General features: G+C 72.1%; 15 protein-coding genes and 1 tRNA gene. 8 read left to right on the top strand and 8 right to left on the bottom strand.

Annotated features, from left to right (window positions below):
* Nucleotides 1-56: 56 nt before the first annotated feature.
* Nucleotides 57-1724 (bottom strand): diguanylate cyclase CdgB, encoded by a 1668-nt coding sequence (gene cdgB / locus IEY78_RS23055; RefSeq protein ID WP_189101217.1) that lies wholly within the window; start codon nucleotides 1722-1724, stop codon nucleotides 57-59.
* A 426-nt stretch (nucleotides 1725-2150) separates the two neighbouring features.
* Here cdgB and IEY78_RS23060 point away from each other — a divergent pair, with 426 nt between their 5' ends.
* Nucleotides 2151-2651: a flavin reductase family protein gene (locus IEY78_RS23060; RefSeq protein ID WP_229700128.1), complete on the top strand. Its 501-nt coding sequence runs from the start codon at nucleotides 2151-2153 to the stop codon at nucleotides 2649-2651.
* A gap of 102 nt (nucleotides 2652-2753) precedes the next feature.
* On the opposite strand, the gene arfB is transcribed toward IEY78_RS23060, so the two are convergent.
* Nucleotides 2754-3182, bottom strand: a complete 429-nt coding sequence (arfB, locus tag IEY78_RS23065) for an alternative ribosome rescue aminoacyl-tRNA hydrolase ArfB (protein WP_189101219.1) — start codon at nucleotides 3180-3182, stop codon at nucleotides 2754-2756.
* A gap of 202 nt (nucleotides 3183-3384) precedes the next feature.
* On the opposite strand from arfB, the gene IEY78_RS23070 reads away from it, so the two are divergent.
* Nucleotides 3385-3960, top strand: coding sequence for a TerD family protein (locus IEY78_RS23070; RefSeq protein WP_189101221.1), 576 nt, complete (start codon nucleotides 3385-3387; stop codon nucleotides 3958-3960).
* A 215-nt stretch (nucleotides 3961-4175) separates the two neighbouring features.
* On the opposite strand, the gene IEY78_RS23075 is transcribed toward IEY78_RS23070, so the two are convergent.
* Nucleotides 4176-4448, bottom strand: coding sequence for a helix-turn-helix domain-containing protein (locus IEY78_RS23075; RefSeq protein WP_189101223.1), 273 nt, complete (start codon nucleotides 4446-4448; stop codon nucleotides 4176-4178).
* Between the two features lie 90 nt (nucleotides 4449-4538).
* Between IEY78_RS23075 and map the strand changes: the two genes are divergently transcribed.
* Together map and IEY78_RS23085 are read left to right on the top strand one after the other, a co-directional pair.
* Complete coding sequence (gene map, locus IEY78_RS23080) at nucleotides 4539-5306, top strand: type I methionyl aminopeptidase (protein ID WP_189101225.1); 768 nt, start codon at nucleotides 4539-4541, stop codon at nucleotides 5304-5306.
* Between the two features lie 401 nt (nucleotides 5307-5707).
* Nucleotides 5708-6205, top strand: coding sequence for a hypothetical protein (locus IEY78_RS23085; protein WP_189101226.1), 498 nt, complete (start codon nucleotides 5708-5710; stop codon nucleotides 6203-6205).
* 87 nt (nucleotides 6206-6292) lie between these two features.
* Here IEY78_RS23085 and IEY78_RS23090 read toward each other — a convergent pair whose 3' ends face one another.
* Nucleotides 6293-6937, bottom strand: coding sequence for a pentapeptide repeat-containing protein (locus IEY78_RS23090; RefSeq protein WP_189101345.1), 645 nt, complete (start codon nucleotides 6935-6937; stop codon nucleotides 6293-6295).
* Nucleotides 6938-7188: 251 nt separating this feature from the next.
* Nucleotides 7189-8292: an aminopeptidase P family protein gene (locus tag IEY78_RS23095; protein WP_189101346.1), complete on the bottom strand. Its 1104-nt coding sequence runs from the start codon at nucleotides 8290-8292 to the stop codon at nucleotides 7189-7191.
* Between the two features lie 205 nt (nucleotides 8293-8497).
* On the opposite strand from IEY78_RS23095, the gene IEY78_RS23100 reads away from it, so the two are divergent.
* Nucleotides 8498-9316 (top strand): nuclease-related domain-containing protein, encoded by an 819-nt coding sequence (locus tag IEY78_RS23100; RefSeq protein ID WP_189101228.1) that lies wholly within the window; start codon nucleotides 8498-8500, stop codon nucleotides 9314-9316.
* A 166-nt stretch (nucleotides 9317-9482) separates the two neighbouring features.
* Here IEY78_RS23100 and IEY78_RS23105 read toward each other — a convergent pair.
* Nucleotides 9483-9556, bottom strand: a tRNA-Thr gene (locus tag IEY78_RS23105).
* Nucleotides 9557-9734: 178 nt separating this feature from the next.
* On the opposite strand from IEY78_RS23105, the gene IEY78_RS23110 reads away from it, so the two are divergent.
* The 3 genes from IEY78_RS23110 (at nucleotide 9735) to IEY78_RS23120 (ending at nucleotide 12261) form a co-directional block, all read left to right on the top strand.
* Complete coding sequence (locus IEY78_RS23110) at nucleotides 9735-10871, top strand: ABC transporter ATP-binding protein (protein WP_189101230.1); 1137 nt, start codon at nucleotides 9735-9737, stop codon at nucleotides 10869-10871.
* Nucleotides 10872-11088: 217 nt separating this feature from the next.
* Nucleotides 11089-11502, top strand: coding sequence for a hypothetical protein (locus tag IEY78_RS23115; protein WP_189101232.1), 414 nt, complete (start codon nucleotides 11089-11091; stop codon nucleotides 11500-11502).
* 30 nt (nucleotides 11503-11532) lie between these two features.
* Complete coding sequence (locus IEY78_RS23120; RefSeq protein WP_189101234.1) at nucleotides 11533-12261, top strand: nucleotidyltransferase family protein; 729 nt, start codon at nucleotides 11533-11535, stop codon at nucleotides 12259-12261.
* Nucleotides 12262-12641: 380 nt separating this feature from the next.
* Here the strand turns inward: IEY78_RS23120 and IEY78_RS23125 are convergent, their stop codons facing one another.
* Both IEY78_RS23125 and rlmB read right to left on the bottom strand, forming a co-directional pair.
* The gene (locus tag IEY78_RS23125; RefSeq protein WP_229700129.1) at nucleotides 12642-14267 is read right to left on the bottom strand and encodes a DoxX family protein; all 1626 of its coding nucleotides are present in this window, start codon (nucleotides 14265-14267) and stop codon (nucleotides 12642-12644) included.
* 153 nt (nucleotides 14268-14420) lie between these two features.
* Complete coding sequence (gene rlmB / locus IEY78_RS23130; RefSeq protein WP_189101236.1) at nucleotides 14421-15377, bottom strand: 23S rRNA (guanosine(2251)-2'-O)-methyltransferase RlmB; 957 nt, start codon at nucleotides 15375-15377, stop codon at nucleotides 14421-14423.
* Nucleotides 15378-15405: the final 28 nt, after the last annotated feature.

Here is a 15405-nt window from a genome sequence, read left to right on the forward strand (position 1 = left end):
GAGATACGCGGCATCGGGCGCCGGCGGCGCACCGCGGGCCCGGCGACGGGTGCCGCTCAGCCCGCGGCGCGCCGGTTCGCCTTCGAGCGGGAGCGCTTTTCGACGTACATCCGCTGGTCGGCCGACTCCAGCACTTCCTCGGCCGTCATCCCGCAGCTCGCCCAGCCGATGCCGAAGCTGGCGCCCACCCGCACCGCCCGGCCCTCCACCCGGATCGGCGGGATGATCGCGTTGCGCAGCCGTACCGCGAGGTCCTGGGCGTCGGCCGTGCCGAGCCCGTCGGCGAGCACCACGAACTCGTCGCCGCCGAGCCGGGCGACCGTGTCGCCGTCGCGAACGCCGCTGGTCAGCCGCCGGGCGACCTCTATCAACACGGCGTCGCCGGTGTTGTGCCCGAAGCGGTCGTTGATCGATTTGAAGCCGTCGAGGTCGCAGAAGAGGACCGCGAGCCCCTTGGAGCCGTCGTCGGCCGGCCCGTCCGCGGGGGCGACGAGATGCACATGGTGGTCGAACGGTGCCGGAGCGTTGCCCTCGAAGCCGTCGATGCCCTCGAACGGCTCCTTGCCGTCCGCCCGGAAGCCGTGCGGATCGATGCCGAGGCCGCCCGAGGAGGCGTAGGCGTCGGCCATCGAGGCCGGCGGCAGCGAGCACAGCCGGGCGCCGAGGCGGGACCGCAGCTCGGCGCTGTTGGGCAGCCCGGTCAGCGAGTCGTGGCTGGCGCGATGGGCGAGCTGGAGCTCGTGCCGCTTGCGCTCCTCGATGTCCTCGACGTGGGTGAGCAGGAACCGGGGGCCGTCGGCGGTGTCGGCGACGACGGAGTTGCGCAGCGAGACCCAGACATAGGTGCCGTCGCGGCGGGCCAGCCGCAGCTCGGCGCGGCCGCCCTCGGCGGAGGTGCGCAGCAGGGTGCCGATGTCCTCGGGGTGGACGAGGTCGGAGAAGGAGTAGCGGCGCATCCCGGAGGCCGGACGGCCCAGCAGCCGGCACAGCGCGTCATTGGTGCGCAGCAGCCGTCCGTGCTGGTCACCGCCCATTTCGGCGACGGCCATCCCGCTCGGCGCGTACTCGAACGCCTGCCGGAAGCTCTCCTCGCTGGCCCGCAGCGCCTGCTGCTCGCGCTCCAGCCGGACCAGGGCGCGCTGCATGTTCGCCCGCAGCCGGGCGTTGCTGATCGCGATGGCGGACTGGAAGGCGTACATCTGGAGGGCTTCCTGCCCCCAGGGGCCGGGCCGCCGGCCGTTGCGCGGCCGGTCGACGGAGAGCACCCCGAGCAGCTCGCCACCGCCGTTCGCCGCGGTGTACATGGGCGCGAAGAGGCGGTCCATGGAGTGCCACTCGTCGGGGAAGCGGGGCGCGGGGCCGGCCGTGTGCCACTGGGGCACGTCGTCGTCATCGAGCACCCAGCCCTCGGTGTGCGGGATGAAGATGAGGTCGCCCCAGCGCTCGCCCATGGACAGCCGGCGGTCCCAGGCCGCCCGGGAGCCGACCCGTCCGGCCATCAGCGCCTCGGCGCCCGCACTGCCGGCGACCGCGGCGACGACCAGATCGCCGTCGGGACGGACGAGATTGACCGCGGCCAGCTCGAAGCCGAGTCCGGTGATCGCGCCGTCGGCGACCGTCTGCAGGGTGTCCGCAAGGCTACGTGCGGTATTCAGCTCCGCGACCACTTGATGAAGCTGCCGCAGGGTCGCAAGGCGGACGTATGGCTCCGACTCGGTCTCCATCGTTCGCTCTCCCCGAGACCTCGACAGCAAACTCCACGATTCTTGTCGTCCGATTCCACGCTCACTGAATCACAGTGAGCTGTTCACTCGGTACACAGGGTCAACAATTAGCGGCTGCTGTGACTCAAGTCACAGAGCGCGAGGGACGGTTGGCGATCTTCCATTTAACCCGCAACGGGAGCGCGCCTTCACCCTTTCTACACTTCCTGAACGCAAATTCGTAGCGTTCCGGGATTCCGCCGTCAGACCTAGGACGCGAGTGGTCCGGTGGCCCGATGCGCACCGCGGTCGACCGAAGTTAGCGTTCATGGCGTGTTCACGAAAATCCCAGCCGATGCGACGGCCGCCGGGCCCGCCGCCCCTTCCACCCCGACCGTCGCCCTCGCGTCCGTGCCGGGCGACGCCCCCATCCCGCATTCTGTGGGGGTGAGTGACGACGAGTTCCGAGCCGCCCTGTCCCGCCTCGCCGCCGGCGTGGTGCTGATCACCGCCCATGATCCGGACGACGGACCGCGGGGCGAGGACGTCGGCATGACCGCCTCCGCGTTCCTGTCCGTCTCCCTCGATCCGCCCCTGGTGATGGTGAGCGTTCGCAACGATTCACGGATGGACGACCTGCTGGAGCTCCAGCCGTTGTGGGCCGTTTCGGTGCTGTCGGGGCATCAGCGGCAGATTGCGGGACGATTCGCGATGAAGGGCCGCATCAGCGACAGACTCCTCTTCAACGACATCCCCTTCATACGGGGCGAAGCGTCCGGCGCTCCGCTCATCGGGGGCGCGCTGGCGACCCTGGAGTGCCGCACCGAGCAGCGGGTCGTGGCCGGCGACCACACCCTCGTCATCGCCCGCGTCCTGACCAGCTCGGTGTCGAGCGAGGACGACGGACCGCTGACGTACTTCCGGGGGAAGTACCGCCAGTTGGGGTGAGGGGGGCGAGGACCGCGGGGCCGCGGGGCCGCGGGGCCGCGGGGCCGCGGGGCCGGGCGGCCATGCGGTCCGGCGGTCCGGCGGCCAAGCAGTCGGGTCAGGTCAGGTCCAGTCGCGGCCCGAGCGGCCGCGCTTGGTGTCGCCGCGCTGCTTCTTCTCTCGCAGCCGGCGCTCGTTGATGCCGCGCGGGATCCGCGACTTGCGGCGCGGCTTGGGCGGCGGCGCGGTGGCCTCGGCGAGCAGCGCGGCCAGCCGGACGGCGGCGGTCTCGCGGTTACGCCATTGGGAGCGGTGCTCGGAGGCGCGCACGGACAGCACGCCGTCGACGAGCCGGCCCGCCAGCCGCTCCAGGGCGCGCTCCTTCCACACCGGCGGCAGCGCCTGCGTCCGGTGGAGGTCGAAGCGCAGCTCGACCTGGCTGTCGCTGGTGTTGACGTGCTGGCCGCCCGGACCGGAGGACCGCGAGAAGCGCCAGACGAGCTCGGCCTCCGGAAGGGCGACCGAACCGCGGATGACATAGGGCCCGGACATGAGTCCTATGATCCCGCGCGCCACGGAACCCGTCACCCGCTTTTCCTGGTCCGTCGCGCCACATTCGCCCGCAGGATTCGGCAAAGAAAGTAAAGGCTCCTGGAACCTCCTGGTCCCCTGATGGCGTTGTGGAGGGTGACGGTAGCTTCGTCCGCGTACGGAGCCCGACGCTTCGACGAGTCGACAAGGAAAGGGACATCCCATGGCTGTAAGCCTGTCCAAGGGCGGCAACGTCTCCCTCACCAAGGAGGCACCGGGCCTGACCGCCGTCACGGTCGGCCTCGGCTGGGACGTCCGCACCACCACCGGCACGGACTTCGACCTCGACGCGAGCGCCATCGCGGTCAACGGCAGCGGCAAGGTCTACTCGGACCAGCACTTCGTCTTCTTCAACAACAAGGCGACGCCGGACCAGTCGATCGTGCACACCGGCGACAACGTCACCGGCCAGGGCGAGGGCGACGACGAGCAGATCAACATCAACCTCGCGGCGCTGCCGGCCGACATCGACAAGATCGTCTTCCCGGTCTCCATCTACGACGCCGAGAACCGCAGCCAGAACTTCGGCCAGGTGCGCAACGCATTCATCCGCATCATCAACCAGGCCGGCGGCACCGAGGTCGCCCGCTACGACCTCAGCGAGGACGCCGCCACCGAGACCGCCATGGTCTTCGGCGAGCTCTACCGCAACGGCGCCGAGTGGAAGTTCCGCGCCGTGGGCCAGGGTTACGCCTCGGGCCTCGTCGGCATCGCACAGGACTTCGGCGTCAACGTCTGATCCGTCCGCCTGATTTCCGGCGCACGACGCGCAACGGAGGGCCGGTTCCCCTTGGGGGGAGCCGGCCCTCGGCGTGTTTTTGGGCGCGCGGGGCCGGGGGCGCGGTGGGCAGCGGCCAGGGGCGGCGCACCGGGCCACGGCAGGTCGGCTGAGCGCCGGGCCGCGGCCGGTCGGCTGCGTGCCGGGCGGCGGCCGGGGGCGCGCGCCACCCCTCGTCAGGCGACCGCGTCCGCCACCTCTCCCTCGGGCGGGGCGGCCAGCGTCGCCACCTCGTCCAGGGACAGCCCCAGCGTCCCGGCCAGCGCGGCGACCGTGAAGAACGCCGGCGTCGGCGCCCGCCCGGTCTCGATCTTCCGCAGCGTCTCGGCGGACAGCCCCGCCGCCGCCGCGACATCGACCATGCTGCGCGCACCGCGCGCCGCCCGCAGCAGCGCGCCGAGCCGCTCGCCGCGTTCACGTTCCCAGGGAGTCAGTGGAGTCCGCACCATGCCCGTGATACTAATACCGGTAAAGAAATACCGGTAAAGAAATAACGCCTGCCCGGAAGCGCGGCCGGGCGTTCTCGGGAGGTCACAGGCATGGTGGAACTCAAGACGGATGCCCAACTCGACGCGATGCGGGCGGCCGGCCGGGTGGTGGCCGACGCACTGGCGGCGGTGCGCGCGGCGGCCGCACCGGGCGTGCGCCTGCTGGACCTCGACGAGGTCGCCCGCGCCGTCCTGCACGAGGCCGGCGCCGACTCACCGTTCCTCGGCTACCGCCCGTCCTTCGCCCCCACCCCGTTCCCCGGCGTCCTCTGCGTCTCCGTCAACGACGCGATCGTGCACGGCATCCCGGACGCCTCGCGGCTGCGCGACGGCGACCTGGTGAGCATCGACTGCGGCGCCCTCCTGGACGGCTGGGCCGGCGACGCGGCCCTCAGCTTCACCGTCGGCACCGCCCGCCCCGAGGACCAGCGGCTCATGGACACCACCCGGCAGGCCCTGGAGGCGGGCATCGCGGCAGCCGTCGCCGGCGCCCGCATCGGCGATATCGCCCACGCGGTCGGCACCGTCGGACGCGCCGCCGGCTACGGCATCCCCGAGGACTTCGGCGGACACGGCATCGGCCGCCGCATGCACGAGGACCCCGGGGTCCCCAACGAGGGCCGCCCGGGCCGCGGCCTCGTCCTCCGCCCCGGCCTGGTCCTCGCCATCGAGCCGATGTTCCTCGCCGGCGGCCAGGACACCTACTACGCGGCCGACGACGGCTGGACCCTGCGCACCACGGACGCCTCCCGCGCCGCCCACTTCGAACACACGGTGGCGGTGACAGAGGAGGGACCACGGGTGCTGACGGGGGTGTAGGGGCGGGGCGAGGGGGTGCCGAGGGGCGAGCGGTGCGGGGGTGAGAGCACCTGCCGGAGGGGCGGGCTCCTGCCGGGGATGAGCTCCTGCCGGGTGTCGCGCGCGCCGGGGCGAGTGAGCCTGTCGGGGGCGAGCGGGTGCCGGGGGGAGTGAGCGTCTGACCGGCGTGGGCGGGCGCCTCCCGTGGTGGGCGGGCGCGGCGACACCGGGCGGCAGGCGGCAGGCGGCAGGCGGCAGGCGGCAGGCGGCAGGCGGCAGGCGGCAGGCGGCAGGCGGCAGGCGGCAGGCGGCAGGCCACGATGGCCGATGTCGGGCCACCTCGTCCACGCCTGCGGTGGCAGGCGACCACGACAGCCGACGCCCCCGCTGCCCCGCCACACCGGCGTGACACCATTCAGCACGTGATCGACGTCGGCTACTCCCTCTCCCGCCGCTTCCCGGACCCGCCGCAGACGGACTACCGGACCGCGGACGTGCGCACACTGCGCCACGACCTCTTCTGCGGCGACGTCTATCTCGCCGACACCAAGACGGACCGCGAGCTGTCCACGGCCTGGGGCTGGGTGCCCGTCCTCGACTTCGCCTGGGCGCTGTGCGACATCGTCGAACAGCTCGACACCGACCCCCGCGGCAACCGCTCCGCCCGCCCGATCCACGCCGAGCTGGACTTCACCGAATCCGCCGACCGGATCTTCTTCGAGCGCCGCTTCGGCTGGGTGGACGTCGACGCCGACTGGATGGCGGCCGACGAGGCCCCCCTCACCTTCAACCACTCCGCACTGCGCCGCGAGGCCCGCGACTTCCTGCACGACCTGATCGCCGACCTCACCGATATGCACGACGGCCTCGGCGACAACCCCGCCATCTGGGACCTCCAGGCCCGCTTCCCACGCATCTGACCACCACCCCGCGCCCGGGAGCCGTCAGCCCCCTCCCCCGTCACTCACCTCACCCCCAGCCTCGCTGCGTGATGTGTAGGTGTCGGATCACTCCACCCGCACTCCTATCTGCGCGGCGAACGCCGGGGCGAGATCGAGCAGTTGAGCGGCGCTGATCACCGCGCCCGACAGCCGGTCGATCCCCCGCGCGATGTCCACCGCGGCCGCGCCCCGCAGATCGACGTCCTTCATCCGCGCCTCGGAGAAGTCCACCCGCGCCAGGGTGCAGTCGTCGAATGTCACCCGCTCCAGCTCCGCCCCCGCGAAGTCCGCCTCGATCAGCACGCACCCCTCGAAGGCGACATCCTTCAACTTGGCCCTGCGCAGATTCGGGAAGTCGATCTTCCCGCCGCGCACCACCACCCGCTCCAGCACCGCACCATGCAGCTGCGTCCCGCCCAGCCGCGGGTCCGACACCTCCACATCGCGCAGCGAGGCCTGGGCCAGATCCGTGCCCACTCCCCGCACCCCGCTCAGCACGCTGTCGATGAGCCGCACCCGGCCCAGCACCGTCTCGTCGAGAGTGCACCGCCTGATCGCGCAATCCATGAACCGGGCACCGCGCGCCGACTGCCCGCCCCAGTCGGCGTCCGCGAACTCCAGCCCGTCGTAATCCCCCTCCGGCTCCAGGTCCCCGCCGTCATACGCGGTCAGCTCCGGCAACCGCACCTCCGGACGCCGCACCGCCCGCACCGTTCCCTTGCCGCGCCCTGCCACGCGATCACCGTCTTCCGTCCCGCCGCGCCGCCCTCGCCGGCCCACGACCTCCGCCACCTGCACGACCCATCGTGAACCACCCCACTGACAACGCCCTCCGACCTGCGACGCAACCACCGCCGCCGATGCCGATGCCGATGCCGATGCCGACCGCAGCGACACCGACCGCCGAAGGACAGGCCCGGAAACGGACGCCCCTCCCCTCCGCTCCCTTCCTCGTCCTCTCCCTACCGCACCACCGCCATCTCCCGCCCCGTCTCGTTCAGCCGCCGCCCGCCCGACTCGGTGCACGTCACGATGTCCTCGATCCGCACACCGAACCGCCCCGGCAGATAGATCCCCGGCTCGATCGAGAAGCACATCCCCGGCACCAGCGTCAGATGCTCGCCCTCGACCAGGTACGGCGGCTCATGGGTGGTCACCCCGATGCCGTGACCGGTCCGGTGGATGAAGTACTCGCCGTACCCCGCCGCCTTGATCACCTTCCGGGCCACCCGGTCGATGTCCTGGCACGCGACGCCCGGCCGCACCGCCTCGAACGCCGCCTGCTGCGCCTCCCGCACGATGTCGTGCACCTTGCGTTCCTCGGCGTCCGGCTGCCCGACGTGCACGGTCCGCGTCGTATCCGAGCCGTACCCGTCCTTGAGGCCACCGAAGTCGAGCACCACCATGTCGCCGTCCTCGATGACCCGCTCCCCGGCCTCGTGGTGCGGATTGGCACCGTTCGGGCCCGAGCCGACGATCGTGAAGTCCACCTGGCTGTGCCCGTGCTCGCGCAGCAGCCGCGCCAGATCCGCCGCCACATCGCACTCCCGCCGCCCGCCGAAGGGCAGCCGCACGATCTCCTCGTACGTCGCGTCCGCGGCGGCCCCGGCCGCGGCCAGCCGCGCCACCTCATGGGCGTCCTTGACCGCGCGCAGCATCGGCAGCCCCTCCGACAGCGCCGCGTACGCACTGCCCGGCAGCGACCGCTGGAACCCCAGCAGGTGCATCGCCCAGGTCGAGTCGGACAACCCGTAACGCCCCTCCGGGGCCACCCACTTGGCGACCGCGGCATACGGGTCCGCACCGTCGGCCCACCCGGACACCTCCAGCGCCCCCGCCCCGGCGGAACGCTGCGCATCCGGCTGCTCCAATACGGGCACCAGCAGCCGCGCGCGCCGCCCCGGCTCGATCACCAGCGCGGTGAGCCGCTCGGTGACCGCCGTCGGCCGGTAGCCGCACAGCCACGTCAGATCCGGCCCCGGCGTCACGATCAGCCCGGCCAGCCCGGCGTCAGCGGCGGCCCGCCCCGCCCGCTCCATCCGCCGCTCGTAGTCCTCACACGTCATCGAAGTCACCATGCCGCCGAACCTACGCCGCCCCACCCCCACCGGCCCACCGACCGGGCCGTCTTGTCGGCCATCGCCGACTGTGCTCCCCTGGAAGCGAGTTGAACCAACGGGTGGGAGCAGTGTGGGGGACTTACGCACGGAACGGTGGCGCCGCTACGGACACGACCGCGTATACGTGAACCGCGCGGCGGATTCAGCCGCAGTGGCCTGGTACGACTGCAGAACCGGCAAGATCAACATCCTGGACGAGACCTACCGCGCCGAGGCCTTGTCCGCCCTGGCGCCGTTCCTGACACCCGAGCCGGACGCCACACCCACCACAGAGCCACCAATCCGCCCCTCTCCCCCACCGGCCGCCCCGCCGCCACCGGTCACCGCGCCACCACCGAGCCACGACCTGGCCGCGAACAAGCCGGGAGCCTCACTCCGACGCCACATCGACGAGCTCGAGCCGAGCCCCCTCCTCCGCACGCTCAAACGATGGTTCGGGCTGGACGCCGAATTACGCCCCTGGGAGACCGGCCTCCAAGGCGAGCGCATCGCGGGCAAGAGCCTGAACCGGCTGCGCCGCGACGGCTGGTTCATCCTGCACTCGGTGGAACTCCCGAGCGGCGCCGACATCGACCACGTGGCCATCGGCCCACCCGGCGTCTTCACCATCAACACCAAGCACCACAGAGGCGGCCGGATCTGGCTCGGCGACCACGCCGCCATGGTCAACGGCCAGCCCACCCCCTACGTCCGCAACAGCCTCTTCGAAGCACGCCGAGCGGCCCGCCTCCTGACCCACACCTGCGGCTTCCCGGTAGACGTCCACCCCGTACTAGCCGTAGTCGGCGCCGCCACCATGACCATCCGCACCACCGCCCCCTCAATACACCTGATCGACGGCTCCCACGCATCCCACGCCCTCTCCACCCTCTCCCCCGTCCTCACCCCCACCGACACAGAACGCATCTACACCGCCGCCAGAGAACAAAACACCTGGCACACCACACCGGGAAAACCCGGCCACGCCTGAAGCCCCGACGCCCAGCCCCCTCAAACCAGCGCCCGCTGCCAGGGGCACGGATCCACTGCTGCCCACGTCGCCCCGGCCCCAACAACCACCCGCGTTGCCGTCCCCCACAGACGTCAGAAGCCCCAGGCCATCACCGGCCCGGGGCTTCTTCCCTGTTCAAGCTCAGAGCCCCCTGTCGGATTCGAACCGACGACCTTCGCTTTACAAGAGCGGTGCTCTGGCCAGCTGAGCTAAGGAGGCGTGCGTGAAGCAGTGTACCCAGGGTCGGTGGATGTCCGTTCCCGGATTTGTGGCTGCCGGCCTACTGACAGCGGGGGCGGGCGCGGGTAACGTCACGGAGAGTCCACATCAGTGGACTAAACCACTCCTTTTACTCGGATCGTCCGGCACGTTCCTGCCGGTGAAGGGATTTTTCACCATGGCTACGGTCACGTACGACCAGGCAACCCGTATCTACCCGGGTACCGACAAGCCCGCCGTCGACAAACTGGACATCGCCATCGAGGACGGCGAGTTTCTGGTCCTGGTCGGCCCCTCCGGATGCGGCAAGTCCACCTCTCTGCGGATGCTCGCGGGGCTGGAGGACGTCGACGGAGGCGCCATCCGCATCGGGGACCGCGATGTCACCCACCTTCCGCCCAAGGACCGGGACATCGCCATGGTGTTCCAGAACTACGCGCTCTACCCGCACATGACGGTCGCGGACAACATGGGCTTCGCGCTCAAGATCGCCGGTGTGCCGAAGGCCGAGATCCGGCAGAAGGTCGAGGACGCGGCCAAGATCCTGGACCTGACCGAGTACCTGGGGCGCAAGCCCAAGGCTCTGTCCGGCGGTCAGCGGCAGCGCGTCGCGATGGGCCGGGCGATCGTCCGTGAGCCGCAGGTCTTCCTGATGGACGAGCCGCTGTCCAACCTGGACGCCAAGCTGCGGGTGCAGACCCGTACGCAGATCGCCGGGCTCCAGCGCCGGCTCGGCATCACCACGGTGTACGTCACGCACGACCAGGTCGAGGCCATGACGATGGGCGACCGGGTCGCCGTGCTCAAGGACGGCCTGCTGCAGCAGGTCGACTCGCCGCGGAACATGTACGACCGGCCGGCGAACCTGTTCGTGGCGGGCTTCATCGGGTCGCCCGCGATGAACCTGGTGGAGGTGCCGATCACCGATGGCGGGGTGAAGTTCGGCAACAGCGTCGTGCCGGTGAGCCGCGAGGCGCTGGCCGCGGCCGCCGACAAGGGGGACCGGACGGTGACGGTGGGCGTGCGCCCCGAGCACTTCGAGATCGTCGAGCAGAACGGCGACGCCGCGAAGTCGCTGTCCAAGGAGGCCGCGGACGCGCCGGCGGGCCTGGCCGTCACCGTCAATGTCGTCGAGGAACTCGGCGCCGACGGCTACGTGTACGGCGCCGCGGAGGTCGGCGGCGAGACCAAGGACCTGGTCGTACGGGTCAACGGCCGCCAGGTGCCGGACAAGGGCGCCCGGCTGCACGTCGTGCCGCGCCCCGGCGAGACGCATGTCTTCTCGACGTCGTCCGGGGAGCGCCTCTCCGACTGACCACGGCGCGGGAAGCGTGTGAGAGCGGCGGCGGTCCGGGGAGGAACTCGGTACCGCCGCCGCTGTGCTGCCCGACTGCGCGACATGCCGCTACAGGGACATAACCGGGCTTTTCCTACCAGTTCGTCAACACCCGTACCGCACTGACGGGCCATTGCGTCCCTCGATCTGGTGACCAAATGTCGCCAAATCATCACTCCTCGCTACCATTTCGACCGTGAACTCCGCAGCCCGCCGCATCGGCAGAACTCTCGCCCTGGTCCTCCCCGTCGTCCTCGTGCTGTCCGGCACCCTCGCGGTCACCCGCGTCCCCTGGGCCACGACGGCCACCGACTCACAGGTGCTGACCGCGTCCACCGGAAGCGCCGCCAAGGCCGCGCACCTCACCCCTGAGGAGGCCCTGCGCCAGCGCCTGCTGGTCGAGCTCCAGGAGAAGGATCCGGGCACCGCCCTGACCCACCTCCAGGAGGCGACCACCAAGCGGCCCTCGCTGGCCAAGCACTGCGCGTCGATCGCCCGTGACCTCGGCCGTGCCGCGGTCGCCAAGTACGGCGCCGCACACCGCGCCCAGGCCTTCTCCCGCCCGGTCTGCGACACCTCCTTCGCCACCGGCGTCGCCGCCGCCCAGTGACCCCCTCGCGCACCGCATAGGGTGCGCACCATGACAGGTGCCCAGCATCCGCATCCCACGCAGGCCGTGGTCCTGGCCGGCGGCCAGGGCTCACGTCTCCGCCCGTACACCGACGACCGCCCCAAGCCGATGGTCGAGATTCCCGGTACCGGGACCCCGATCATCGGCCACCAGCTGAACTGGCTGGCCGAGGAAGGCGTCACGGACGTGGTCGTCTCCTGCGGGCACCTCGCCGGCGTCCTCCAGGACTGGCTGGCCGACGCCCCGCTTCCGGTGCGCGTCACGACCGTTGTCGAGACCGAGCCCCTGGGCCGCGGCGGCGGGCTCAAGTACGCGGCTGGCTCGCTGCCCCGCCCGGACGAGCCCTGGTACGCCACCAACGGCGACATCTGGACCCGCTTCCCGCTGCGGGACATGGCCGCCTTCCATCACGAGCGCGACGCCGAGGCCACCCTCGCGCTGGCCCGCCCCCACATCCCCTGGGGCGCCGTGGAGACCGACGCGTTCGGGCACGTCCTGGACTTCATCGAGTCGCCGCCGTCGCCGTATCTCATCAACGCCGGCGTGTACGTCTTCTCCGCCGCCTTCACGGATCTGCTCCCCACCCGCGGCGACCACGAGCGCACCACCTTCCCGCGCCTGGCCCGCGAACGCCGGCTGGCCGGTTTCCCGCTCCCGCAGGGCGCCTACTGGCGCGCGATCGACACCGCCAAGGACCTCACCGAGGCCGCCAAGGAGCTGAGCGCGCAGGGGCGTTGAGGGGGGCTGGAGGCCCCGTGGGGGGCTGCCGGACTCCGGGCCGCGTCGTTGAGGCTGTGACGGCCGCAGAAGGCCACTGAGGCGGTCGGGCACACGCCACCTGACCACGGCGCGCCCCGCCCACAGCCGCGCTCCCGGCCTTTCTCGCCCTCTCCCCCGGCAGCCCGCTCCCGCACCCTCCTGCCCCGCACACGCCGCCCCGTACAGGCTCCGTACGGCCAGCCCCTCCCCCGTTGCGTGCCGCCGTACATGCCGCACCCCCGCCCAAACACCCCCGTCCCCGACCACCCCACCCTCCCCACACCGGCCACTGGATACGGGCCGATACGGAGCGAGCAGGACGATCGGGGACGGGGGTGCGAGCGGGGAGTGGCAGCCGGTCAGCCCAGGAGGCCGCCGAGGGTGTCGCCGCGGCTGGACTCGCCGCCGGAGCCGCTTCCGGAGCTTCCGGTGCCGGTGGTGCCGCCGCCGGTGCCGCCCGCGCTGGTCGGCACCCGGCTCGGTGCCGGGGCGCGGCGGGAGGGCACGGTCTGCTGCGGTGCACTGGTGGTCGCCCCCGGCTGCTGGGAGAGGCCGCTGGTGCTGCCCGCCGACCGGCCGGTGCCGGGCGCCGAGGCGGACGGGGTGCCGGGCTTGTGGGCCTTGTGCGAGGCGTCCGCGGACGGGGTGCCGGGGCGCGGGGCCGCGCTGCCGGGGTGCCGCTTGCCGGGCCGGGCGGTGTGCTTGGGGCGGGGCAGCGGGGAGCCGGGCAGGTTGTTGATCGCGGGCTCACCGGGCCGCGGCACGGTCGCCACCGTGGCGGACCGCACGGCGCCGCCCAGCAGCGAACCGATGAGCAGGGTCAACCCGGCCACCATCGTGGTCATCATGGCGCCGCGGCGCAGCACCCGGCGGCGCAGGTCGGCGACCTCGACGCGGGGGCCGAGCCGCCGCCAGGCCTCGCCGGCCAGCCGGCCGTCCATGGAGTAGACCGGGGCACCCGCGATGATCAACGGGCTCCAGGCGGCGAGGTAGATGATGTGCGGGGCGTCGTAGGCGGGGATGGTGCGCCAGCTGACGGTCATCAGCAGCGCCGCGGAGAGCAGGGCACCGATGGACGCGGCGACGCGCTGCCACAGCCCGCAGATGGTCAGGACGCCGACGACGACCTGGAGGAAGGCGACGGTCAGACCCGCGCCGACCGGGTGCGAGACGGCGAAGTCCCGCAGCGGCACGGCCAGTGCCCAGGGGTCGAGCGCCTGGAGCCACTTGACCATCGAGCCCCGCTCGCCGCCGTCGAAGTAGACGGGGTCACAGAGCTTGCCCATGCCGGCGTAGACCGAGATCAGACCGAGGAAGATCCGCAGCGGGAGCAGGACGACGCCGAGGTTCATCCGGCGGCCCGGGTAGTACGCGTGCCGCACGGACTCGGCGCCGCGCCGCTTGGCGCCGGGGTCGTAGCCGTCCGGGGTCTCGAAGCGGTCGTCGTCGTAGCCGTCGTCGAACCCGCCGCGGTCGCGGTAGGGAGGGTTCCGGTAGGGGTGGTCGCTGTCGTATGCGCTGCCCACGGGGCGTACGCCGCGCAGCAGGGAGTCGGAGTCGGCGGGGCCGCGCTGGCCGATCACGGTCTGGGCGGGGGCGCCGTCGCCGAGGCGGATCCGGGGCAGGACCTGCGTCGTGCCGACGTCCTCGCCCGGGCCGCCGTCGAGGCCGATGCCCGCGTCGCGCACCGCGTGCAGCAGCTGGCTGGTGCCTCCGGCCGTGCCGCCCGGCGCGGAGCGGCCGCTCCACACCACGGGTGCCCGGCGTCTGGCGCCGGCGGCCGGGCTGCCGAGGGCGGGGATGCGCGCGGGGTCCACGCTGCGGCACGCCGCGGGCTCGGCGAGCTGTACGCGGAAGCTGGCGTGGTTGACGATGACCTGCGCGGGATCGCACGGCACCTTGACCGAGCTCAGGACCGGCTCGTCATCGAAACCCGGCGAGAGTCCCCCCGTAGGCGTGCGGGGTGTTCTGGTGTCCACGCTCATCTAACCGAGTGACCCGCGCTTAAGACACTGCCTTGACCGGGTCGATCTGTCCGAGACCCGTCAAAAGATCACGGGATACCGCAAAGACCTACCGTGGGTCAGGCCTTGCCCCGGGGTGGACGGCAGGAACCGTCCGCCCCGGGATACCAAGGCTCAGCCGCGGCGGCGCGCCGCTTCCCACAGGACGACACCGGCCGCGACACCGGCGTTCAGCGACTCCGCGCCGCCCGGCATCGGGATCCGCACCCGGACGTCGCAGGTCTCGCCGACCAGCCGCGACAGGCCCTTGCCCTCGCTGCCGACCACGATGACGACCGGGCCGTCCAGCGCCGCGACGTCCTGGAGCTCCAGCTCGCCGTCCGCGGCCAGGCCGACGACCGTCAGGCCGGCCTTCTGGTACGACTCCAGGGTCCGGGTCAGGTTGGTGGCGCGGGCGACCGGCGTCCGGGCCGCGGTGCCCGCCGAGGTCTTCCACGCACCGGCCGTCATCCCGGCCGCACGGCGCTCCGGGACGACCACGCCGTGGCCGCCGAAGGCACACACGGAGCGGACGACCGCGCCGAGGTTGCGCGGGTCGGTGACGCCGTCGAGCGCGACGATCAGCGGGTCCTCGCCCTCGTCGAACGCGGCCGCGGCCAGGTCCTCGGGGTGGGCGTAGTCGTACGGCGGGACCTGGAGGACCAGGCCCTGGTGGTTGAGCCCGTTGGTCATCCGGTCCAGCTCGGGGCGCGGCGCCTCCATCAGGTTGATGTCGCCGCGCTCGGAGGCGAGCTGGAGCGCGGCGCGCACCCGCTCGTCGCTGTCGATGAACTGCTGGACGTAGAGGTTGGTCGCGGGCACGCCGTCGCGGAGCGCCTCGAAGACCGGGTTGCGGCCGACGACCAGCTCCGCGGTGCCCTTGGCGCCACCGCGGCGCGGGGCCGGGCGGCGCGAGGCGGCCTGCCGCGCCTGGGCGTTGGCCACGCGGTTCTTGACGTGTCCCTTACGAGCGGAGGCGGGCGGGGTCGGGCCCTTGCCCTCCAGGCTCCGGCGCCGCTTGCCGCCGCTGCCGACCTGCGCGCCCTTCTTGTTGGACGTGCGGCGGTTCCTGCGCTGGCTGTTGCCGGCCATGGGTCACCTGTTTCTTCACTGCTCTCGA

Source organism: Streptomyces kronopolitis, from assembly GCF_014646275.1.
Classification (GTDB): domain Bacteria; phylum Actinomycetota; class Actinomycetes; order Streptomycetales; family Streptomycetaceae; genus Streptomyces; species Streptomyces kronopolitis.

Bases quoted from the DNA above. Each gene is read 5' to 3' on its own strand.
- rlmB (WP_189101236.1), bottom strand. From the start codon at position 15,377: ATGGCCGGCAACAGCCAGCGCAGGAACCGCCGCACGTCCAACAAGAAG.
- arfB (WP_189101219.1), bottom strand. From the start codon at position 3,182: ATGTCCGGGCCCTATGTCATCCGCGGTTCGGTCGCCCTTCCGGAGGCC.
- IEY78_RS23095 (WP_189101346.1), bottom strand. From the start codon at position 8,292: ATGACGTGTGAGGACTACGAGCGGCGGATGGAGCGGGCGGGGCGGGCC.
- IEY78_RS23070 (WP_189101221.1), top strand. From the start codon at position 3,385: ATGGCTGTAAGCCTGTCCAAGGGCGGCAACGTCTCCCTCACCAAGGAG.
- cdgB (WP_189101217.1), bottom strand. From the start codon at position 1,724: ATGGAGACCGAGTCGGAGCCATACGTCCGCCTTGCGACCCTGCGGCAG.
- IEY78_RS23125 (WP_229700129.1), bottom strand. From the start codon at position 14,267: ATGAGCGTGGACACCAGAACACCCCGCACGCCTACGGGGGGACTCTCG.
- map (WP_189101225.1), top strand. From the start codon at position 4,539: ATGGTGGAACTCAAGACGGATGCCCAACTCGACGCGATGCGGGCGGCC.
- IEY78_RS23120 (WP_189101234.1), top strand. From the start codon at position 11,533: ATGACAGGTGCCCAGCATCCGCATCCCACGCAGGCCGTGGTCCTGGCC.
- IEY78_RS23110 (WP_189101230.1), top strand. From the start codon at position 9,735: ATGGCTACGGTCACGTACGACCAGGCAACCCGTATCTACCCGGGTACC.
- IEY78_RS23075 (WP_189101223.1), bottom strand. From the start codon at position 4,448: ATGGTGCGGACTCCACTGACTCCCTGGGAACGTGAACGCGGCGAGCGG.